Origin of the sequence: Nitrosospira briensis C-128, assembly GCF_000619905.2 — a bacterium.
GTDB lineage: Bacteria > Pseudomonadota > Gammaproteobacteria > Burkholderiales > Nitrosomonadaceae > Nitrosospira > Nitrosospira briensis.
Genome location: NZ_CP012371.1, coordinates 1,914,027 through 1,934,937, shown reverse-complemented (window position 1 = coordinate 1,934,937; position 20,911 = coordinate 1,914,027). Strand labels below are relative to the sequence as shown.

Below are 20,911 nucleotides of genomic sequence, written 5' to 3'. Positions count from 1 at the left end.
CGTGTTCTTGTGATAGACATAACCGCAAAAAATCTGAAGTCGATCTTGCACTCCAAGCGTGCCAACATTTACTACCTGGAGCACTGCCGGGTACTCGTCAATGGTGGACGGGTCGAGTATGTAACCGACGAAGGAAAACGTTCCCTTTACTGGAACATACCGATTGCCAATACAACCACCATTCTCTTGGGCACAGGCACATCAGTTACCCAGGCTGCAATGCGTGAATTGGCCAAAGCGGGCGTACTGGTAGGATTTTGCGGGGGTGGCGGAACGCCATTGTTCAGTGCGAACGAAATTGATATCGAGGTGGCCTGGTTTTCCCCCCAGAGCGAGTACCGTCCCACAGAGTATTTACAGTATTGGGTCCGGTTCTGGTTTGACGATGCCTTACGCCTCGCTGCAGCCAGAGAGTTCCAGCAAATCCGCCTGGAGCGAATCAGTCAGAGCTGGTTCAAATTAAGCCGGTTAAAGAACAACCCGTTCCCGGTCGATATACGCGTTCTGGAGCAACTGTTGAAGCAACCAGCGCAGGGCATCAAGACAGCCTCGAATCAGATGGAATTGTTGACCGAGGAAGGAAGGCTCACCAAGCAGCTTTATCGCCTGGTTGCGGAGGCAACGCGGCATGGAGATTTTATTCGTAGCCAACGAGGTGAGAGCACCGATACCGCGAACCAGTTTCTCGATCACGGCAATTACCTCGCATATGGCCTGGCAGCCACGGCCACCTGGGTGCTTGGCCTGCCACACGGTTTGGCAGTGCTGCACGGAAAAACCCGCCGCGGTGGACTGGTGTTCGACGTGGCCGACCTGGTGAAGGATGCAATCATCCTGCCTCAGGCGTTTATCTCGACGATGCGAGGTGATGCCGAGCAGGAATTCCGGCAGGCATGCATTGAAAGCCTGACGAGCAGCGAGTCGCTGGACTTCATGATCGACACCCTCAAGGCAGTAGCACTCAAGATCGGCAGACTCGCCCAAGCTCATCCCCATGCTGGCGCATGAACATCCTGCTTATCTCGCAGTGCGACAAGCGGGCACTGACAGAAACCCGGCGCATCCTCGATCAATTCGGTGAGCGGCGTGGCGAGCGCACCTGGCAGACTCCGATTACCCAGGATGGGCTCGATACGCTACGCCAACTGCTGCGTAAAACCGCGCGCAAGAATACCGCTGTGGCCTGCCACTGGATACGCGGGCTCGACCATAGCGAACTGTTGTGGATAGTGGGGGATGCCAGCCGTTTCAACAACCAGGGGGCCGTGCCCACCAACACCACCACACGCAACATTCTGCGCCATGAGGACGAAAACGATTGGCATACCGGCGAAGACATTCACCTGCTGACCGCGCTGAGTGCGCTGCTGCACGATCTCGGCAAAGCCTGCCGCGCTTTCCAGATGCGCCTGGAGGGAAAACTCGAGGAACGCAACCAGTATCGCCATGAATGGGTATCACTGCGCTTGTTCGAGGCGTTCGTCGGTGCCGATGAGGATGCGAAATGGCTTGCGCGGATCGCGGCCCCCACATCGCAGGATGATGAAACCTGGCTGGATCCAAACCGGTTGCAGCGCGATGGATTGGATAAGGGCTTGTCACGCCCGTTTGCCCGTCTTGCGCACGCCCCCCTGGCTCAGGCTATCAGCTGGCTCGTGGTCACGCACCATCGCCTTCCGATCTTGCCATGCAATAGCGATGGCAGCCGAGGGACGTTTCAGCTCGGGTTGCTGAATAACATACTGGAACGTATCGATGCAGGCTGGAATGAGCGGGTCGATGAGGGCAATCGCAGCACCCTGCCGTACTACTGGCAATTTCCCCATGGCTTGCCCGTCACCACCGATCTGTGGCGCACGCGTGCGGCCCGGCTCGCACAACGCCTTCTTGCCCTGTGCGCCAAGCCCGGCAAGGGCAGCTGGCTGAGAAACCCGTATGTGATGCACATATCCAGGCTGAGCTTGATGCTGGCAGACCACCATTATTCCAGCCTGAAGGGGAAGGACCCGGGACGCGTGGAGGTGCCCAAGGGCTACCCGCTGTATGCCAACACCGACAATGGCGATTTCAACCAGACGCTGGATGAGCACCTGCTCGGCGTCGCCCGGCACAGTGCGGAAGTAACCCACGCACTGCCGCGATTTGACGAGCAACTGCCCCGATTAGCTCGCCACAAAGGGCTGCGTAAACGGTCGCTGGACGAGCGGTTCCGCTGGCAGGACAAAGCCGTGGAAACAGCGGCGGCAATGCGCAAGCGCTCCAGTCACCATGGCGCCTTCATCGTCAACATGGCGTCCACCGGCTGCGGCAAGACGCTGGCCAATGCGCGCATCATGTATGCCCTGGCCGACGCGGAGCGCGGCATGCGCTGTGCTTTTGCCATGGGATTGCGGACCCTGACGCTGCAGACGGGCAAGGCGTTCCAGGACTTGCTGGGCCTGGATGACGAGGACCTGGCCATTCGCGTGGGCGGCTCGGCGAGCCGGGCGCTGTTCGAACATTACGAGCGCAAGGCCGAAGTCACGGGCTCGGCGTCGAGCCAGGCGCTCCTCGACGAAAACTCGCATGTCACTTTTGAAGGCAACCAGGATGCACATCCATTGTTGCGCCGCGTCATGCACGACCCGAAGGTGCGCTCCCTGCTGGCGGCGCCGCTGCTGGTATGCACCATCGATCACCTGACTCCGGCCACCGAGAGCGAACGCGGCGGGCGCCAGATAGCACCCATGTTGCGACTGATGAGCGGCGACCTGGTGCTCGACGAGCCGGATGATTTCGATATCGACGATCTCCCCGCGCTCACCCGCCTGGTGCACTGGGCCGGCCTGCTGGGTGCCCGCGTGCTGCTGTCATCGGCCACCTTGCCGCCGGCATTGGTGCAGGGGTTGTTCGAGGCCTACCGCAACGGGCGCCAGCACTTCCAGCGCAATCGGGGATCACGGCCAGGAGCTGCCGACCCGATTCCGGAAATTTGCTGCGCATGGTTCGACGAGTTCAACCAATCGCAGGTCGATTGTACCGATACATCGGTGTTCGTCCTGGCGCATCAGACCTTTGCCGCCAAGCGCCATGACCGGCTGGGCAATGCGGGGGTGCGCCGGCGTTGCCATCTGTTGCCGTTAAACCTTGGTGCACTGAAACAGGACCATCATGCCGCCCATTTTGCCGAGCTGATGCAAGCTGCTGCAATGAACTTGCATGCGCAGCACCACAGCGTCGATCCCCGCAGCGGCAAGCGCGTCAGCTTCGGGCTGGTGCGCATGGCCAACATCGAGCCTTTGGTGGAAGTTGCGCTGGCGCTGTACCGGTTGGGTGCGCCGGAAGGGGTGCGCGTACACCTGTGCACCTACCACTCGCAGTTTCCGCTGTTGATTCGCTCGAACATCGAGCGCCAGCTCGATCACGCGCTGAACCGCCGCCAGCCCGAGGCGGTGTTCAACCTGCCGGACATCCGTCAGCGGCTTGATGCAAACGGCGAACCCGATCACCTTTTTATCGTACTCGGATCACCCGTCACCGAGGTCGGCCGCGACCACGACTACGACTGGGCCGTGGTCGAACCCTCGTCCATGCGGTCGCTGATCCAGCTGGCCGGGCGTGTCCGCCGCCACCGCGAGGGCGATTGCAAAACCGCGAACATACAGGTCTTCGATACCAATTTGCGGCACTTCTGCAAACCGGACAAGCCGGCGTTTTGCAAGCCAGGCTTTGAAACCGACGATTTTCGGTTGGCGACCCACTCCATGGCCGAACTGCTGACCGCCGTTGAGCGGGAGGTGATCGATGCGCGGCCACGAATCGTGCCACGGCCGCCCGAGAAATTGCAGCCAAGCACCCGGCTGGCCGACCTGGAGCACGCCAGAATGCACCGGGCCATGCTGGTCCAAATGACCAGCACGGCTCCCGCTCCATCCGGCCTGCGCCAGCGCGGGTCGGCCAGGACGGCTCTGCCCTCAGTGCTCAACGCCACGTGCTGGTGGCATTTGCCACCGGACGATGCGCTGTTGACAGCCGTATTGCCGCAGCAGCAGCGTTTCCGCCGGGATGACATCAAGCGCGTAGATTTATTGTTGCGCCCAACGGACGACGGGGATGACTACGAGCTGGTTCAATTGATGGACAAGCCGAATGGGCGGCGTGGTGAAAAAGAGTTTGCGGTGCTGGAAAAATCGCACAACGATCGAATTTCAGACATGGATGTGCAGGGCTCGGGTATCGAACCATGGGGTCAGACCGATTATTTGGAGGCACTGGTCGAACTGGCCGACGAAATGGATATGCCGCTGGCCAAGTGCGCCGAAAGTTACGGCACTGTTACTTTGCCACAAAGCGACAATGGCTGGCGTTTTCATCCGGCGCTGGGATTTACGAAAGCAAGATTGTAAAAAAAAAGCCGATATGGAAATCGGCCCTGCCTACTCGGCAGTGAAAATAAAACGCATAACTTTCTGAGCTGCTTTTCAGCAGTTTTTGTAGTTTATACTAATTCCTATTAAACGTATAACGGATCGTGCTAGTATTGTTCAATAAAAGAGAGAACTAAATGGGAAATACCGATTTGCAACGTGTCACCGAATTGCGAGCACTCATTGCCGGCTTTCTTAAAAAGCGGCTCGATGACAAGCTCGACAAACTCAAGGACTACGACCCCAAACGCGCCGAGCTTCATGAGCAGTTCATCCCCGCGAACTGGCTGGGGGACGCCGCGCGGCGCGTCAGCCAGATTCAGGCAGTAACTCATTCGCTCAAGCCCATCCATCCCGATGCGAAAGGCACCAACCTGTACAGTTCGCCGGACGTTCAGCCAGTACTGACGGTTGTGGGTAGCCACTGCCTGGGGAGTGAATTTACAAGCGATGTGGTTGGCAACGCAGCCGCGCTCGACGTGTACAAGTTCCTCAAATTGGAACACGAGGGGCGTAGCCTGCTGGCCTTGTCCCTGGCTCGCGATGCCGATTTGTCAGCGGCGTTGAGCAGCGACGCGGCACAAGCACAAGCGTGGATGGCAGCCTTTGGCAGCCTGCCAGAACGACAGGGTCGCGTGGCCTCGCACACGCTCGCCAAACAACTTTATTGGCCGGTAGGCGGCGACCCGCACGACGATTCGGATTTTCACCTACTCGCGCCACTATATGCCAGCTCGCTGGCGCATCGCGTCTACCAAACGGTGCAGGACGACCGCTTCAGCGAAGAAGCCATCGCGGCACGCCAAGCCAAAAAAGAGGATAAATACAGCCCCCGCCCGGTGCGGGAATATCCTGATCTCGCCATTCAGAAACTCGGCGGCACCAAGCCTCAGAATATCAGCCAGCTCAACAGCGAGCGGCGTGGCAATAACCTTTTGTTGGCCTCGCTACCGCCCATGTGGCGCTCAATGGACGTGAAGCCGTTACTGGGAACTGACTCGATGTTCCCCCGCTTCAACCGGCGCCCGGAGGTACGGCGAATGGTAAAGGCGTTGCTGGCATTCCTGAAATCCGATCCGACACGTAACCTTGAGACCCGGAGGCGTCGCGCCGAGTGGGTCGATGGCATCATCGACGAGTTCCTGCAATTTCGCGCCGAACTGCGCCCCCTATCGCCGGGCTGGAGCCAAGCGACAGAGTGTCATCTTTCCAACCCTATAAAACACTGGCTGGATCCGAAAGGCGTCGAAAGGGCTTTGGCGTCGGCGGGCCTGCCGCTACCCACCGATACCGCCGAGCGCGTGAGCGCGCTGTTTGCCAACTGGCTCAATGCACAACTGCGTGACCCGCTCCCCATGGGCGACCCGGAGTTTCTGGAATGGCGCAACCGGATGCAAGAACAGATCAAAGCCGAAGAACGGGAGGGTCGCCATGATGACTGAGCAACCATCGAACAAAGCGCTGCTGGTGCTGCCGCGCCTGCGCGTGCAAAACGCCAACGCCATTTCCAGCCCTTTGACCTGGGGTTTTCCCGCCATCACAGCCTTCACGGGGTTGATGACCGCGCTGGAAAGGCGCCTGGGACCGAGCGCGGGGATCGCGTTCTACAGCGTCGGCGTGGTCTGCCACAGCTTTGAGCCGCAGGTAACACGAGGTGGCTATACCCGCAGTTTTCACCTGACGCGCAATCCTCTGTTGCACGACGGGCGCACTGCCGCCATCGTCGAAGAGGGCCGCGTCCACCTCGATATCACCCTGGTATTCGAGGTTGAACTGACGGCGGCACTGCTGGGAGATACCGAACGGGCACAACTGGCAGTGTATATCGGCGATGTGATTGCGGGCATGCGTATTGCGGGCGGCAGTGTCGTTCCGCCGCTGCCGGGTAAAGTTCGTAACTCTCCGCGACCCTCGATAGCGTTGGTGCCTGGTGATCCCGAGGGACGTCGCATGGAATTCCGCAAGCTCAGCCGTCACTGGCTTCCCGGCTTTGCGCTGGTATCGCGCGACGATCTGTTGGAAGCGCGGCAGGCGGAACTGCAGCTGACCACGCCCCATGCGACCTTGCTGGATGCCTGGATTGATCTCTCGCGCCTGAACTACCGCGCCATCGGCGACACCGTTGAGCCAGTTGAATGGGTGACCGATAGCCGCCCGGGGTGGATCGTGCCCATTCCAGTGGGATTCGTGGCGCTCTCCGAGCTGCATGATCCTGGCGCCGTGGCAGGTGCGCGCGACCCTCACGTGCCATTCCGATTTGTCGAAAGCGTCTATTCCATGGGGCAGTGGATCAGCCCCCATCGGCTCTCCAATATCAGCGATCTGGTCTGGGAGCCAGACCGCAATTCTGCCAGCGGCCTCTACCGCTGCATTAATAAGTACCAGGCCCCGTCCTTCGCTGTTTCTCAAGCCACTCAAATCAAGGAGTCTTATTATGGCAACTACCGCTCTCAAAACCGCGTCCGTGCTTGCATTCGAGCGCAAGCTGGACCCCTCTGATGCCCTGTTTTTCTCAGGTTCCTGGGATCAACGCACCACCAGTCAGGAATGGCCCGCCGTAGTCGTGCGAGAAAAATCCGTCCGCGGCACCATCTCCAATCGGCTGAAAACCAAGGACCAAGACCCGGCCAAGCTCGACGCCGCGATTGAAAATCCCAATCTGCAGACTGTGGACGTAGCAGCCCTGCCCGCGGATGCCGATACCCTCAAGGTGAGCTTCACGTTGCGTGTGCTGGGCGGCGCGGGCGCGCCTTCGGCGTGCAACAATGTGGACTACCAGCGCAAACTGCAGAGCACTGTAAAAGGCTATGTCGATACGTACGGCTTTGCCGAGCTAGCCCGGCGCTATGCCTGCAACCTGGCCAATGGCCGTTTTCTGTGGCGGAACCGCCTCGGGGCCGAACAAGTTTCGGTCAATGTCGTGCAACTGGTCGATGGGCGAGCCGCACAGTCCTGGACTTTCGACGCCTTGTCGCTGTCGCTGCGCCACTTCGATGCGCCAACTGAAACTGCGGCCCCGCTGGCTCAATTGACTACGCTCATTGCGGAGGGCCTGGCCGGCAACCGTCACGTGCTGCTGCAAGTCATTGCTTTTGTGCGTGTGGGCGCGGGACAGGAAGTATTTCCCTCGCAGGAGCTCATACTCAAAAATAATAACGAAAAAGATCTGAAAAAGGGAAAGAAAACTAAAACACTCTACAACATCAACAACATCACGGGCATTCATTCGCAGAAGATAGGTAATGCGCTACGCTCAATTGACGACTGGTACGCCGGGGCGGAGGAGAATGGCCCCATTCCAGTGGAACCCTACGGTTCAGTCACTACACAGGGCAAGGCATACCGCAAACCCACTGACAAAGTGGATTTCTATTCGCTTCTTGACAACTGGCTGCTCAAAGACCGGATACCTGCAACAGAGCAACAGCACTTTGTGATGGCCACCTTGATTCGCGGTGGGGTATTCGGCGATGCGGACAAGGAATGAGCCATGGATCACCACATAGATATTGATGTTCTGCGGGACCCGGAGTTTCCCGCCCATCAGCTCATGAGTGCGCTTTACGCCAAGCTGCATCGGGCATTGGCAGCACATAACAGCACCCGCATTGGCGTAAGTTTTCCTGGTTTTAGCTTGCGAGTACCGCATTTGGGCACACGGCTACGCTTGCATGGAAGTCTTGCCGCGCTTTCGACTTTGATGGCGAGCGATTGGATGACCGGCATGCGCGATCACGTTACGCTGACACAACCAATGCACATCCCGGAAAATGCCAAACATCGCGTCGTAAGGCGCGTGCAGGTTAAAAGCAGCCCAGAACGATTGCGTCGGAGGCTGATGCGACGCCACAACCTGGACGCCCAAGAGGCCCGCCAGCGTATCCCGGACGAGCTTGCCCGTTTGGCGAAGCTGCCTTATGTGCAATTGCGGAGCGCCAGCACCGGGCAATCCTTCAGGCTGTTCATCGACCATGGGCCAGCCCAATCCCATGTAACCGAGGGCGACTTTAACGCCTTTGGCTTGAGCCAAGTGTCGACAATCCCCTGGTTTTGACCTTTTTTTCAGGATCTGAATTCGTTCTTTAAAAATCAATAACTTATCTTTTACCTGAATTTTTAGGTAGGCACGCTGTATTTTGTTCAATCCTGTTGGGTGATAAGCATTTGCACAATTTATGATCTAGTTCACTGCCGCATAGGCAGCTCAGAAATTGATCTGCTCCTTCCGCGCCTTGACCATCTTGTTCACTGCCGCATAGGCAGCTCAGAAATGCTCATCCCACTCGCCGACCTTGCCACCGGCGTTCACTGCCGCATAGGCAGCTCAGAAAAGCACCGCATCAGCCAAGGTTGGCTTGTGGTGGTTCACTGCCGCATAGGCAGCTCAGAAATCATCCTGGCCAGAAAAATAAGCATCGGCAGCGTTCACTGCCGCATAGGCAGCTCAGAAATATGCGTGAATATCCACGGCGTGCAGGTGGAGGTTCACTGCCGCATAGGCAGCTCAGAAACGCTCGGAATAACCGAGGTGCCGGAGCAATTGGTTCACTGCCGCATAGGCAGCTCAGAAAGCGTGGTATTTGCTGGACACCACTAAACCGGTGTTCACTGCCGCATAGGCAGCTCAGAAAACTTAGCCCAGATGCCTGCGCCGACAAAGTAAGTTCACTGCCGCATAGGCAGCTCAGAAACAACACAGGCTCATTTACGGCAAAGGTCGGAGGTTCACTGCCGCATAGGCAGCTCAGAAATTGTCAGCCGCCGCAGTCGTTTCCACGACCACGTTCACTGCCGCATAGGCAGCTCAGAAAAGGATGAGCGCAGCCTGCGCATGCCGGTCATAGTTCACTGCCGCATAGGCAACTCAGAAAAATTTGCTACGTCCGCCCTTATCAATTGGAGCGAATCCCTGGATCAATATATTGCCTGGTGAATTCACTTTCCAACCGCACATGCATAGGGCGGCTCTGCCACAATCAGCATCAGCTTTTCTTTCTTGTCCATTTGCTTGATTTCGTACTCGCGTTTGCTTGCTGCCGAGCGCGTATCGCATTTTTCCTGGTACACAAGCATCACCGGACGTCTGGCGCGGGTATATCTGGCGGCAAGCACATCATTCGTATTGTGCTCAACCACGCGTCGCGCCACATCCATGGCAATACCGGTATATAAGCTGCCGTCTGAACAGCGCACCATGTAGACGTTCCATTTACCCATTAATTAGATTACATCACTTTAGGTCATATTCCGGCCCCTTGAAGTCAGGGAGATTTAACTGCATCCGGGGAATAAGCGCTATGGTATCCCTGCCCTCATGCTAAATATGAGAATCTCCGCAACTGACTCCGGAAGACGAAAACGCCTTGAAGAAAACAGCGATATTCAACAATAGCGAGTGGGCAATAAAAAAGCTGCGGGCGTCGATCCCGGAAGACCCATTCGAAGTCCTGATCGATGGTAAATCGATGGGGATGACAAAGCTCCTGGCCTTTGCGAAGCGCGTACCCGATATAAACCGTTTCCCTCAGATCCTTGTCATCTACTCTTCCGGTTATCTGCGGCTTAAGGCCGGGGCTGATCCAGCGCCGCCGCTGCCGTTCGGCCAGAGCCTTATCCTCGGCCCGGCAATCTCCGGCACATCGTCTTCGTATCCGACGAGAACGTTATTCTTCCATCCCCAGTTGCAGCGCGTCGCCATTGACACATCCCTGCTCAATCAGGATGGTATGGGCAGGATGCTGATCCGGATTACGAGCTCCCATTCAAATCTTTCCCCCGGCAGAGCCACGACTAATCAAATCATGAATCTTGCCTGGACACTGACCCTGGAAGAGCCGTGTGCCCTGTCGACTACCCTCCATGTGGCGGGAACGTTTGAATTCACAGAGGATGTGACCCCGGACCCCGTGCAGACAGAAAAGCTCGAGTCGATGCGGCTCCTCCAGATTTCCACCATGTTTATTGATCATGTCCGGCATGATGTTAACGCGCTTCGCTTTAAGACGGGTGGCGATATCGTGACGTTATCCTACGATCCTTCCTTGGCAAATCTGCTGCTGCCTGTGACTCCCAGCTCACTGGATTCCGCAATGCCGATGTTCGACTCTATCCATACAGATGATGTTGGACGGCCCAATGGGAGGACACCAAGCTACAGAATCAGGATAAGCTCAACTACAGGCCCGACGACCGGCCCCATTATGGTTCGAGCATTTTTCAACAGCAGCCAGAACCTGCACCATGACAACCTTGGATTATGGGCCTTTCAGCAAGCCCCTGCGTCTATAAAGAAGGGAGCAACCGGAAACATCAATTACACCGCCATCGCGAGTATAAATCCTCATTCCCTGTGAGAGTTTACGAGCCGCGAGAGTTAGAAGTGGTCCCAACAATTTGAACCAGGGCGCGCTCAAAAACCACGTGCAACATTTTTGGGAGAAAATGTTGTATGGGAAAGATCTATCAGCAGTTAAGTATTGAAGAGCGAATGATGATCCAAACGCAACTGGAGATGGGAATCAAACCGGCGGTGATTGCCTTGGGGTTGAATCGTTCGGCATCCGATTCCCATCCTGTAACCGGCACGGTATGATCCGGTTTCCCGAAATTCCCCACTTTATGGATTTACGATGAACCCGATCCAGTCTCCCGCGAGTGTAAAACGAGGCCTTCCCTATTGGGGGGTCGTCTGCTGTGCCCTGTTTGTCGCCGCGTCTCAGGTTTTCTTGAAAATGGGGGTGGGCGACACGCAAACTTTTCATAGCGGGCTAAGCTGGCTGGAGATTCAGGGACTTGTGTCAGGTTGGATCCTGGCGGGAATTCTCTGTTACATCATCAGCTTTGTCTTCTGGTTAAAGGTACTCAAAGTCCTTCCCCTCAACATCGCTTTCAATCTGATTAATATCGAGCACATCTTCGTCCCTCTGGCCAGCTATCTTTTTCTGGGCGAAATGATCAGTCCGATGCGCGCTGCCGGAATAGCCGTGGTGCTCCTTGGGGTCCTGGTGATTGCAGAATCCTATTGCCGGGTCGAGGAGCGCGCATGAGCAGCTGGTTTCCGGTTCTCATCATTGTTTCCCAGGCTTTCATGGTAGGGGGACAGATTTTTCTCAAGCATGCAATGAATGGCACGGCAGGCGAATCGGAAGCCGCCAGGTGGAAGCAGGCTGTTCCATTCGCCTGCGGCATCGGCCTGCTGACGCTCTGGTTTTTCCTGTGGCTGGAGTTGCTGTCGCAGGTCGAGCTGAGTTATCTCTACCCGTTCGATGCCCTGAGTCCGCTTTTCATGGCGTTTGGGGCCAGCTTGGCGCTCAAGGAAAAGATGACGCCCCGACTGTGGTGCGGGGTCCTCCTGATTGTGGGCGGACTTATGATCGTGAGCATCAGCCAGTAACCAGCCCCAGCTTCAGCACAGCTTCAGCACAGCTTCAGAATCGCCCATTGATTGTTCCGGACAGCTCCGGAAATTGGATTGGGAGGCAAATGAAGGGATTCCGCGTAAAAGGGGTGCTGCGTCAAGCGGGCATGGACCGGAAGGGCAGGCGCCGCAGATGTCGCCTCCGATCCGACGGGCACCATACGAGGCTCCAGAGAAGCGCAGAGTTTCAGGGAGTCTTTATTGCTGGCCCCGGCCGGACGGTGTGCAGGATGAATCATCGCTAGTGCTCCCGGTTCCAGCCTTGTGTTCCTCCCTTCTCTTGGGGCAGGCTCATGAATCCGCCAATACGGCGGTCTTTCACGGGATCAGAGTCCCATTAAGTTCAGGTATTTCATATTTGTAATTTCCCGCTCTTAATATATAAATAATAAATGGTTCCAGATAATAGTAGTCCTTTATGTTCGATATCGAATCGAGGCTGGGCCTGAGCAAGAGGTGGTCAAGAGTGTCAAGAGAGGTAGAGTCATTCGGTAAACAGGCTTTACAAGAATCGCCAAAAACTTCCATGATAACAATCAATTATATACTTGAACGAAAGCTGATTGGCATACTGGAGTGATGTCCACACATATGAAAATGAGCGTTTATTTTTCCTGATACATATGGTCCTGCTTTTTCGGGACATGAACATCAACGGAAGGAGTAGACAATGGGCTGGGCACCGAATTGGGTTGGCGTCAGCGGCGGCGTTGCGGCACCGTCGACTTCCATCACCTCGGTTGCGAGGTATCCGCAGCATCTCGATATCTTTTGCGTGGGCACGGACCACGGAATTTACAGCGCGTGGTGGGATATCTCCACGGGATGGTCGAACTGGTTCCAGGTTGCCGGCGGCATCGCAGCGCCGGGGACGACAGTCACTGTGGTCGCCCGTAATCCCGACCACCTCGATCTTTTCGTTGTGGGATCGGACCACAAGATCTACAGCATCTGGTGGGATGCCAATGGCGGCTGGGCCAATAGCTGGTTCCATGTTTCTAACCTGACCGCGGCGCCGGGGACTGCCGTCGCGGCCATTGCCCGCAACCCCAACCACCTGGATTTGTTCGTGGTGAGATCGGACCACAAAATCAGCAGCATCTGGTGGGACGCCAACGGCGGCTGGGCGGCGAACTGGTTCGTTGTCAGCGGTGGCGTGGCCGCAGCCGGAACGTCAATCACGGCGGTGACCCGCAACCCCAACCATATCGACCTTTTTGCGGTCGGGTCCAATCACGGCATCTTCAGCACCTGGTGGGACGCGAGCACCGGGTGGGCAAGCTGGTTCCAGGTTGCAGGCGGGTTCGCCGCCCCGAGCAGTTCGGTTGCGGCCGTGGCGCGTTATCCGACTCACCTGGACCTCTTCATCGTCGGCACAGATCATAGGATCTACAGCATCTGGTGGGACGCCAATGGCGGCTGGGCCCAGAACTGGTTTGTGGTGGCCAACGGCGCAGCGGCTCCCAACACGTCCATCAGCGTCGTGTCGCGCTATCCCAATCATCTCGATGTCTTCGCCGTGGGCACAAACCACGGCGCCTTCAGCATCTGGTGGGACGCCAGCACCGGCTGGGGCTCCTGGTTCCAGATCGCCGCAGGCGCCGTCGCGCCGGAGCTCAATGCATCGAGCCCCTGGGACCGGCACGGTATGATTCGGGGTTTGCCGGTCGTCGCGCCGGGAACCTCGATCAATGCATTGAGCCGCTACCCCGACATACTCGATGTCTTTGTCGTGGGAACCGATCAGCACATCGACGAACTCAATGCCCTTGTCGTGGGAATCGAGCGCCACATCGATACGATCTGGTGGCTCGATGAAATGTACTTCTTCATGCAGCCCCAGCAGCAATCGAACTGGTGCTGGGCGGCAACCGCGACCAGCGTCGCCCTGTTCTATCAACCGGGGAGCGACTGGCAGCAGTGCGCCGTGGCCAATGGCGAACTGGCACGAACCGACTGTTGCGGCGCAGGTGCGTCCGGCCCCTGCAACGTCTACGGCTTTCTCGACCAGGCACTTACGGTGGTGGGCCACTTCGACCACTGGGTGGGCGGCATCGCCACCACCGCCCAGATCGAGAACGAGGTAACCTTCGCTCGTCCGCTGGGCATCCGGGTGGCCTGGTCGGGCGGCGGTGCCCATTTCCTGGTCATCAAGGGGCAATATAGCGCGGGCGGTATCGACTATGTGTCGGTCGACGATCCGATCTACGGCCGCTCGGATGTCAATTACGCGACCCTGCAGACTGCCTATAAAGGGTCGGGAACATGGACCCATACTTACTACACCAAATACTGAGGAGTTTCCGATGGCCTTTATCGCTCCAAAACCTCCGCAACAGGCGCTGGATGCCATGCATTCCACTTTCCTGGATTTGAGCAGGAACCGCGCCTTCAGAACCCCCGCGTTGCGCAATGCTACCGGGCCGCTGCAGCTCACCGAGCCGCAGCAGGTATTCACGTTGGGCCTCTCCGACCTCGTGGCGGGAAAAGGTCTCGATGCGGCCAGGCCGACCGGCTGGCGCTATCTGGTGCAGGAGGGCGACAATGTCCTCGCCTCCGCCGAGACGGTTGCCGGACCCCGGGGAGAGCAGGTTTTCTCGGCTTTTAACGAAAGCCGCTTCGTCGACTCGAGCGCGAGGGCGCTGCGCGCGGTGGCGGACTTTCCGGAAGTGGCGCAAGGCGGCTTTGAACTGCGGCTTCTCAACGTTCCCGGACTCTATGTTCAGGCTCTCTGGTTTCACGAAACGCAGGGAAAAGGCGATCTCCTGCAGCCGCTGGCGCCTTCTCCGGTGGAAACGCCGGGAGATAAACCGGCCCCGGCCGCCGTGCTGCTCAAGGAGCTTGCCGCCAAGGCCCGCGTACCGATGGAGGCTGCCGACAGGACCGGGGGATGAGGCGCTGAGTTCGCGTGAAGATAAGACGGCTGGAGCGCGGCACCTGTTCTGCTTGCGGCGTACCAAGAGTTGCGCCGTTGCTTCAACTTGAGAGCCTTTCATGCGCACCCGATACGCTGCTGGCTTGCGCCGCTACAGCACCCACTGTCGATCTATGACCAGATGATGAGAGTGATCACACGAATATCACCCACGAACGCATCACCGAACTCTGCGCATAGCTGAAACTGACCACCGTATCTGATACCTTGCCGCATCCGGCGCAAGCACAATATTCAATTGCCGATGCCGGAAAAACTGTATCGGTTTTAAATTACCGTTGACAGCAGCTATCAGTTTTATGACAATGGCGATAGATCAGCCTGTCAATAGCCGAAAATCTTCGAAATTCGGCACCGTAATGCACTCTTCGATCTCAAAATCAGCAACGTCAGCACAGAATTCATTCATCGCTTGTATGGTAATTTTTCCTTGAAAGTAGTGGGTGGGTCGGTGGTCGGCCTGCAATACGTCGCCATCGCCTCTCCCGAAACCACCAATAGAGCCTGGGGAATGTGAAGGGAATGCATGCCACCCTGCTACACGACAAGCCTGAGCGATGTGTCCGTCGCTCAGGCGCGCTAAAGAACAAGCCAGGGAATCCGTAGAGCTATTTCGTCATCTCCATGAGGGAATGCCGTAAACTTGATTAACCAATACTGAAAATGGAGTTCTCGAATATGAATAAGACTGAGTTCATTGAAGCAATAGCCACCAAGACCGGCTGCAGCAAAGCCGACGCGAACCGCACCGTTGGGGCGCTGATAGAAATTATTTCGGATACGCTACAAAAAGGGGATTCACTCTCATTGCCGGGGTTCGGGTCTTTCGAAGTACGCGAGCGTGCTGCACGCACCGGCCGCAACCCCAGGACGGGTGGGGAGCTGAAGATTGCCGCGTCCAGGATTCCGGCATTCAAACCGGGCGCGGCGCTCAAGGCTGCGGTCAACGGCGACGGAAAGAAGTAAGTTCAACGACAAAATATTTTCGCACCCGCGAAAATCCATTCCTCGGTGTTGGATGGACTCCGGCCATGTCTTTGCCGGGATACGGGTGCCACCGTGCGGCGGGGCTACCGCCCCGGTTTGTACCGCGCAACTACCTAAGCGTGGCTGCGGGGCTCCTTGCGCGTAGCGCAACATCCCCCTACGTTGTCCGATCCCGCTTCGCGAGGTCCCTCGGGCGACGCTTCGGGGCACCATTCCAAGGCAAAGTAGGTCGGGCTCCGCCCGAGGATCATAAAAACGATACCGGGCATAGCCCGGCCTACTTTAGGGTTTAAAATATCGTTTATGGGAAATTGAACATCTGAAAAAACTTAGCGCGGCATTCCCTGCGTTGTCAGATCCGCTTGGTGGGGCCTCTCGGGCGGCGCTTCAGGGCACCGTTCAAGGAACTGCAAAGTAGGTCGGGCTCCGCCCGACGGTCGTAAAACGATACCGGGCATAGCCCGGCCTACTTTTTGAAGTTCACGGGAAGGAGAACATCCACTTCTGGCCTTCATAAATCGGCCTGATGGGATCTTCGTTATGATCAGCTCATGCTATGGCGCTTGCGGACTCGGCTTGTGGAGTTTCCAGACGGACGCGCAGCAGGCGCGCCGCTTCGACCATTCTTTCCAATGCCGTGGTAACTTCCGGCCAGTTTCGCGTCTTCAGGCCGCAGTCGGGGTTCACCCAAAGTTGCTCTGGATTGATCACCAGGCAGGCTTTTTCCAGCAGTTCCAGCATTTCCGCGGTTTGAGGAATCCGCGGTGAATGGATGTCGTAGACGCCGGGACCGATCTCATTGGGATACTTGAAATGGCCGAACCCATCGAGCAGCTCCATGCGTGAGCGTGAGGTTTCGATGGTAATCACATCCGCATCCATGTCGGCAATGGCGGGCAGGATATCGTTGAACTCCGAATAGCACATATGGGTGTGTATCTGCGTATCGTCTCTTACACCCGAGCTGGCGACGCGGAATGCTTCCACTGCCCATTGAAAATATCCGTTCCAGTCGCGTTTTTTCAATGGCAACCCCTCGCGAAAAGCGGGTTCGTCGATTTGAATAATGCCTATGCCGCCCTGCTCCAGGTCGACAACTTCATCCCGGATGGCGAGCGCGAGCTGGAGGGCCGTGAGCGAACGCGGTTGGTCGTCACGCACGAACGACCACATCAGCATCGTTATCGGGCCGGTCAACATGCCTTTGACGGGCTTTTCGGTCTGGCTCTGCGCGTATTGAATCCACTCCAGCGTCATCGGCTCGGGCCGGTAGATATCGCCATATAGGACAGGTGGCTTCACGCAACGGGAACCGTAGCTCTGCACCCAGCCATTCTCGGTAAAAGCGTAGCCCCACAATTGCTCGCCGAAATACTCCACCATGTCGTTGCGCTCTGGCTCCCCATGCACGAGTACATCCAGTCCGATTTCCTCCTGTTTTTTTACCGCCAAGCGTATCTCATTACGCATCGCTTCCAGATACTGCAAATTGCCGAGTTCACCTTTTTTAAACGCAGCACGAGCCTGGCGAATCTCCGTCGTCTGGGGAAATGAGCCAATGGTCGTAGTGGGTAGCGGAGGAAGCTTGAAACGTTGCCGTTGCAGTGCTTGCCGCACTGGGAATGGACTCCCGCGTCCGATATCATCCCGCACCAGACGTTGCAGGCGCTCCTGCATTACCGGGCTATGTATGCGTGGCGATTCGGCGCGCGCTTGTCTGGCCTTGGTAGAGGCATCCAATACATCGCGTATCGCGTTTTCCCCCTGATTCAACCCGCGGCCGAGTATCGACACCTCGCTCAATTTCTGCGCGGAAAATGCCAGCCAGCTCTTGATTTCCTCATCCAACCGGGTTTCCAGCTCAAGATCCACCGGGCAATGCAGAAGGGAACAACTGGGCGCAACCCATAGCCGCTCACCCAGGACGGATTGCGCACGTGACAGAATCGAGAATACCGGCGCAAGATCGGCACGCCACACATTGCGGCCGTCGATGACACCTAGCGACAGTACCTTGTCGGCAGGGTAACCTTCAAGAAAGGTATCGAGCTGACCCGGTGCACGGCACAAATCGATATGCAAGCCATCGACTGGCAGCTTTTTCAAGCGCGCAGCATGATTGTCCACGGCTTCAAAATACGTCGCCAGCAGTAGCTTGGGTAACTTCCGCGCGCTGCTATCCGTTTCCTGCAAGGTGGCATAGGCCTGGTCCAAACTACGCAACCAATCGTCATCCAGGTCGAGTGCCAGCAATGGCTCGTCGATTTGCACCCATTCCACGCCCAGGGAAGCAAGCTGGGCAAGAATGTCGCGATAAACCGGCAACAGATGAGGCAGCAGATCCAGGCGATTGAATCCAGGCTTGGTTTCCTTGCCAAGATACAGATAGGTTAGCGGCCCGATCAGCACCACTTTGGGTGAAATGCCGAGAGCCTTGGCCTCGGCCACTTCGCTGAAGAGCTGCGGCGAAGCGATACGGAATGTGGTCTGTGCATCGAATTCCGGGACAATGTAGTGATAGTTGGTATCGAACCACTTGGTCATCTCCATCGCCGGTTGATCCGCCGTGCCCCGCGCCATTGCGAAATACAGGTCCAGGCCGATTTCGTTGCTGCCCGCGTTAAACCGGGCAGGTATCGCGCCGAGCAATGCCGTCATATTCAGCATTTGATCATACAGTGCGAAATCGCCGGCCGGGATGAGATCGATGCCGGCTTCGCGCTGCAGCAGCCAGTGCTGCTTCCTCATGTCGGCTGCCGTGGTTTTTAACTGTTCATCACTGATATCGCCGCGCCAGTAGGCTTCGAGTGCCTGCTTCAGTTCGCGCCGCGCGCCAATGCGCGGAAAACCCAGATTATGTGTCAGTGCCATTGTTTATTCCCCCCACGTAAGTTGCCGGTTGCAGTAAGGGATGATTGTGTGGCAGACTAAACTATGAATCAAATGAAATATAATTAAATATTAATGAATAATATTCATACCTATGTCACTTGTATCCATTCTTGAATTACGCCATCTTCGCACGCTCGCAGCGTTGCACGAGACAGGCAGTGTTTCACGCGCTGCCAAGCGCGTACACCTTACCCAATCTGCATTATCACATCAGATCAAGGCTTTGCAGACCCACTATGGACTGTCGATAGTACAGCGGCGCGGGCAAACCGTCGAACTCACCGATGCCGGCAAGCATCTGGTTTCACTTGCGGGAAAAGTACTGGAGGACATCCAGGCAACCGAACGGAGTCTCGCCACCATGTCGCAGCAGGCGACAGGCAGTTTGCGCATCGCGCTGGAATGCCACACCTGTTTCGATTGGCTGATGCCACTCATGGATGCCTTCCGCCAGCATTGGCCGGAGGTGGAGCTGGACCTGGTTTCCGGATTTCACAGCGATCCGGTCAAACTCCTGGAGGAGGGCGGCGCCGATGTGGTGATCGGATCCGAGCATAAGCGGCGGCGCGGCATTATTCATCATCCGCTATTCAGCTTTGAGATCCTGGCGGTACTGGCGCCAGAACACCCCTTACGGGCAAAACGGATATTGAACGCGGCGGACTTCGCCGACGAAACCCTTATTACCTATCCGGTACCGGAGGACCGTATCGACCTGATTCTCAACGTGCTGAAGCCCGCCGGCGTCCAGCCGCAGCGGCGCACCGCAGAACTGACCGTGGCTATTCTGCAACTGGTAGCCAGCCGGCGCGGTGTCGCAGCATTGCCCAGTTGGGGAATCAAGAACTACGTCGATCATGATTATGTTATCGCCCGCCGCATTGGCGCGCACGGATTATGGAGCGACCTATATGCGTCCACGCTCACAGAAACCGCTTCCCGCCCCTATTTGCGGGATTTTCTGGTAACCGCGAAGAATACCTGTTTCGCTACGCTGGATGGAATTGTGCCGGTGGATTGAATACCGACCGGCGAAAGCAGGAAGATAAGGAGAAAAGCAAGCAACGGTTATGAAACAAACCCACTGGTGAGCAAACGTGCAACAAACGAGCTATTGTCTGCTCACCAGTGCAGGGAGTTAATGCAAGGTAACGGCAGTCCTGTCTTCGCAGGCCAGGTCTGAGCAGTAATTCTCATACACGCCATCGAGAAAACCCCAGAGCGCGTCACACGCCCGGATAGTTGCCGCCACTACCTCAGCCTGTTTCTCCGCCGTATCGGCAAAGCGTTCAATCAACGTCCATTCCGCTTGCGAATGATATACGTCGGCTTCCTGGTGTACGGAAAAGAATTCATAACTGTCCGGGTCATCCATTCCGTAGAACTTGATCAGCCCGTCAATTTTTACGGCAGCGATTGACGGCACTTGGGATTCAAAAGCATGCATTGCGGCGAGGCCTGCATAAAACGGCTGGTTCAGGCAGATGTCGCGGAATGTCGATACCAGTCTGGCCGTGTCCGGCAAAGCTGCCGCACGAGCCAGGTCCTTGTCGCTCGAACCCAGGGCCAGCGCAAAATTCTTCCATAAGGCGGGATGATTTTTTTCTCCGTGCTCTTCGCTGATCAGGTTTTTCAGTACTTCCTGGCGGACACTGATGTCGCCGCTATTTGCTTCACTGTGAAAATGCGGTGTATTGAAATGTACTGCGCTCAGATAGGTCGGCTCGGCCAGTACGTTATGAAAATATTGTTCCGCGTACCCACGCAATTGCTCCTTGGAGAGCTTGCCTTCCGTCCAGGCCACATAAAAAGGATGCTTGAGCAGGTGCTTGGCGTTAATGATGGAATCGATCTTTTGCTTGAGAGATACGGTGGTCGTCATGATTTTCCTCTTGAAAAGGGGGTGGGTAATTAGCATCCTATCATCACTCAGATAATACCGTTAAGTCAAATTTTAACGATTGGTTAACGGACAATGTCAATTAATTGCAAAAACTATCGAGACACGTCCTCCTGCACTACATCAAGCAACACCGGGGGCATTCGTAGAACCCTTCTTTGGCAGCTAAGCTGTTAAAATCGAAGTAATACAAACGAAACGTGCCGCAGCGGGCGGCGGAGATCGCTTGCGCCGCGCCGGGATAATGACGGCACTAACGCGCAGCACCGCAGGGGTGTACTTTGCCGCAACCCTAAGAATGGGTAGGTACTGAAATGCCCCGGCGACCGGTTTTGCGAGATATTAATCAGGCCCATGCCCGAGAAATCGCCCGG

The 20,911-nt window shown here is 56.7% G+C and carries 17 protein-coding genes and 1 CRISPR repeat array; of the genes, 14 read left to right on the top strand and 3 right to left on the bottom strand.

Annotated elements, in window-relative coordinates; all coding sequences use genetic code 11:
• The first annotated feature begins 45 nt into the window (after positions 1-45).
• The 6 genes from cas1f (at position 46) to cas6f (ending at position 8,460) form a co-directional block, all read left to right on the top strand.
• Positions 46-1,008 (top strand): type I-F CRISPR-associated endonuclease Cas1f, encoded by a 963-nt coding sequence (gene cas1f, locus F822_RS08805; protein WP_197272804.1) that lies wholly within the window; start codon positions 46-48, stop codon positions 1,006-1,008.
• The gene (cas3f, locus tag F822_RS08800) at positions 1,005-4,385 is read left to right on the top strand and encodes a type I-F CRISPR-associated helicase Cas3f (protein ID WP_025042087.1); all 3,381 of its coding nucleotides are present in this window, start codon (positions 1,005-1,007) and stop codon (positions 4,383-4,385) included. The genes cas1f and cas3f overlap by 4 nt, the downstream gene beginning before the upstream one ends.
• A gap of 158 nt (positions 4,386-4,543) precedes the next feature.
• Positions 4,544-5,848, top strand: a complete 1,305-nt coding sequence (gene csy1 / locus F822_RS08795) for a type I-F CRISPR-associated protein Csy1 (protein ID WP_025042086.1) — start codon at positions 4,544-4,546, stop codon at positions 5,846-5,848.
• Entirely contained in the window at positions 5,838-6,905 is a 1,068-nt protein-coding gene (gene csy2 / locus F822_RS08790; protein WP_197272803.1) for a type I-F CRISPR-associated protein Csy2, read from the top strand. The genes csy1 and csy2 overlap by 11 nt, the downstream gene beginning before the upstream one ends.
• On the top strand, positions 6,841-7,893 hold the full coding sequence (gene csy3 / locus F822_RS08785; protein WP_025042084.1) for a type I-F CRISPR-associated protein Csy3: 1,053 nt from the start codon (positions 6,841-6,843) through the stop codon (positions 7,891-7,893). The genes csy2 and csy3 overlap by 65 nt, the downstream gene beginning before the upstream one ends.
• Before the next feature lie 3 nt (positions 7,894-7,896).
• The gene (gene cas6f / locus F822_RS08780; RefSeq protein WP_025042083.1) at positions 7,897-8,460 is read left to right on the top strand and encodes a type I-F CRISPR-associated endoribonuclease Cas6/Csy4; all 564 of its coding nucleotides are present in this window, start codon (positions 7,897-7,899) and stop codon (positions 8,458-8,460) included.
• A 129-nt stretch (positions 8,461-8,589) separates the two neighbouring features.
• Positions 8,590-9,277: direct repeats of the CRISPR family, unit length 28 nt; unit sequence GTTCACTGCCGCATAGGCAGCTCAGAAA.
• Positions 9,278-9,341: 64 nt separating this feature from the next.
• Here cas6f and F822_RS08775 read toward each other — a convergent pair.
• Complete coding sequence (locus F822_RS08775) at positions 9,342-9,623, bottom strand: GIY-YIG nuclease family protein (protein WP_025042082.1); 282 nt, start codon at positions 9,621-9,623, stop codon at positions 9,342-9,344.
• A gap of 146 nt (positions 9,624-9,769) precedes the next feature.
• Here F822_RS08775 and F822_RS08770 point away from each other — a divergent pair, with 146 nt between their 5' ends.
• The 7 genes from F822_RS08770 (at position 9,770) to F822_RS08740 (ending at position 15,724) form a co-directional block, all read left to right on the top strand.
• Positions 9,770-10,759 carry a hypothetical protein gene (locus F822_RS08770; protein WP_025042081.1) on the top strand — a complete coding sequence of 330 codons (990 nt, stop codon included), beginning with the start codon at positions 9,770-9,772 and terminating at the stop codon, positions 10,757-10,759.
• A 95-nt stretch (positions 10,760-10,854) separates the two neighbouring features.
• Positions 10,855-10,998, top strand: coding sequence for a hypothetical protein (locus F822_RS15315; RefSeq protein ID WP_156304378.1), 144 nt, complete (start codon positions 10,855-10,857; stop codon positions 10,996-10,998).
• Between the two features lie 37 nt (positions 10,999-11,035).
• On the top strand, positions 11,036-11,452 hold the full coding sequence (locus F822_RS08765; RefSeq protein ID WP_036576761.1) for an EamA family transporter: 417 nt from the start codon (positions 11,036-11,038) through the stop codon (positions 11,450-11,452).
• Positions 11,449-11,799 carry an EamA family transporter gene (locus F822_RS08760; protein WP_025042079.1) on the top strand — a complete coding sequence of 117 codons (351 nt, stop codon included), beginning with the start codon at positions 11,449-11,451 and terminating at the stop codon, positions 11,797-11,799. Before F822_RS08765 ends, F822_RS08760 begins: the two co-directional genes overlap by 4 nt.
• A 694-nt stretch (positions 11,800-12,493) precedes the next feature.
• A complete protein-coding gene (locus F822_RS08750; protein WP_053111341.1) occupies positions 12,494-14,119 on the top strand; it encodes a DUF8189 domain-containing protein in 1,626 nt (541 codons plus the stop codon).
• A 10-nt stretch (positions 14,120-14,129) separates the two neighbouring features.
• On the top strand, positions 14,130-14,717 hold the full coding sequence (locus tag F822_RS08745; protein ID WP_025042158.1) for a hypothetical protein: 588 nt from the start codon (positions 14,130-14,132) through the stop codon (positions 14,715-14,717).
• Positions 14,718-15,436: 719 nt separating this feature from the next.
• Positions 15,437-15,724, top strand: a complete 288-nt coding sequence (locus F822_RS08740; RefSeq protein ID WP_025042159.1) for an HU family DNA-binding protein — start codon at positions 15,437-15,439, stop codon at positions 15,722-15,724.
• 570 nt (positions 15,725-16,294) lie between these two features.
• On the opposite strand, the gene metE is transcribed toward F822_RS08740, so the two are convergent.
• Positions 16,295-18,616, bottom strand: a complete 2,322-nt coding sequence (gene metE, locus F822_RS08735) for a 5-methyltetrahydropteroyltriglutamate--homocysteine S-methyltransferase (RefSeq protein ID WP_025042160.1) — start codon at positions 18,614-18,616, stop codon at positions 16,295-16,297.
• Between the two features lie 112 nt (positions 18,617-18,728).
• Between metE and F822_RS08730 the strand changes: the two genes are divergently transcribed.
• On the top strand, positions 18,729-19,658 hold the full coding sequence (locus F822_RS08730) for a LysR family transcriptional regulator (protein ID WP_197272802.1): 930 nt from the start codon (positions 18,729-18,731) through the stop codon (positions 19,656-19,658).
• Between the two features lie 117 nt (positions 19,659-19,775).
• Here F822_RS08730 and F822_RS08725 read toward each other — a convergent pair whose 3' ends face one another.
• Positions 19,776-20,519, bottom strand: coding sequence for a 4-aminobenzoate synthase (locus F822_RS08725; RefSeq protein WP_025042162.1), 744 nt, complete (start codon positions 20,517-20,519; stop codon positions 19,776-19,778).
• Between the last annotated feature and the right edge of the window lie 392 nt (positions 20,520-20,911).

Coding starts and splice junctions, on each gene's coding strand:
- F822_RS08765 (WP_036576761.1), top strand. CDS start 11,036: ATGAACCCGATCCAGTCTCCCGCGAGTGTAAAACGAGGCCTTCCCTAT.
- F822_RS08745 (WP_025042158.1), top strand. CDS start 14,130: ATGGCCTTTATCGCTCCAAAACCTCCGCAACAGGCGCTGGATGCCATG.
- cas3f (WP_025042087.1), top strand. CDS start 1,005: ATGAACATCCTGCTTATCTCGCAGTGCGACAAGCGGGCACTGACAGAA.
- F822_RS08775 (WP_025042082.1), bottom strand. CDS start 9,623: ATGGGTAAATGGAACGTCTACATGGTGCGCTGTTCAGACGGCAGCTTA.
- csy2 (WP_197272803.1), top strand. CDS start 5,838: ATGATGACTGAGCAACCATCGAACAAAGCGCTGCTGGTGCTGCCGCGC.
- F822_RS08730 (WP_197272802.1), top strand. CDS start 18,729: ATGTCACTTGTATCCATTCTTGAATTACGCCATCTTCGCACGCTCGCA.
- F822_RS08760 (WP_025042079.1), top strand. CDS start 11,449: ATGAGCAGCTGGTTTCCGGTTCTCATCATTGTTTCCCAGGCTTTCATG.
- csy1 (WP_025042086.1), top strand. CDS start 4,544: ATGGGAAATACCGATTTGCAACGTGTCACCGAATTGCGAGCACTCATT.
- F822_RS08725 (WP_025042162.1), bottom strand. CDS start 20,519: ATGACGACCACCGTATCTCTCAAGCAAAAGATCGATTCCATCATTAAC.
- csy3 (WP_025042084.1), top strand. CDS start 6,841: ATGGCAACTACCGCTCTCAAAACCGCGTCCGTGCTTGCATTCGAGCGC.
- F822_RS15315 (WP_156304378.1), top strand. CDS start 10,855: ATGGGAAAGATCTATCAGCAGTTAAGTATTGAAGAGCGAATGATGATC.
- metE (WP_025042160.1), bottom strand. CDS start 18,616: ATGGCACTGACACATAATCTGGGTTTTCCGCGCATTGGCGCGCGGCGC.
- F822_RS08740 (WP_025042159.1), top strand. CDS start 15,437: ATGAATAAGACTGAGTTCATTGAAGCAATAGCCACCAAGACCGGCTGC.
- F822_RS08750 (WP_053111341.1), top strand. CDS start 12,494: ATGGGCTGGGCACCGAATTGGGTTGGCGTCAGCGGCGGCGTTGCGGCA.
- cas6f (WP_025042083.1), top strand. CDS start 7,897: ATGGATCACCACATAGATATTGATGTTCTGCGGGACCCGGAGTTTCCC.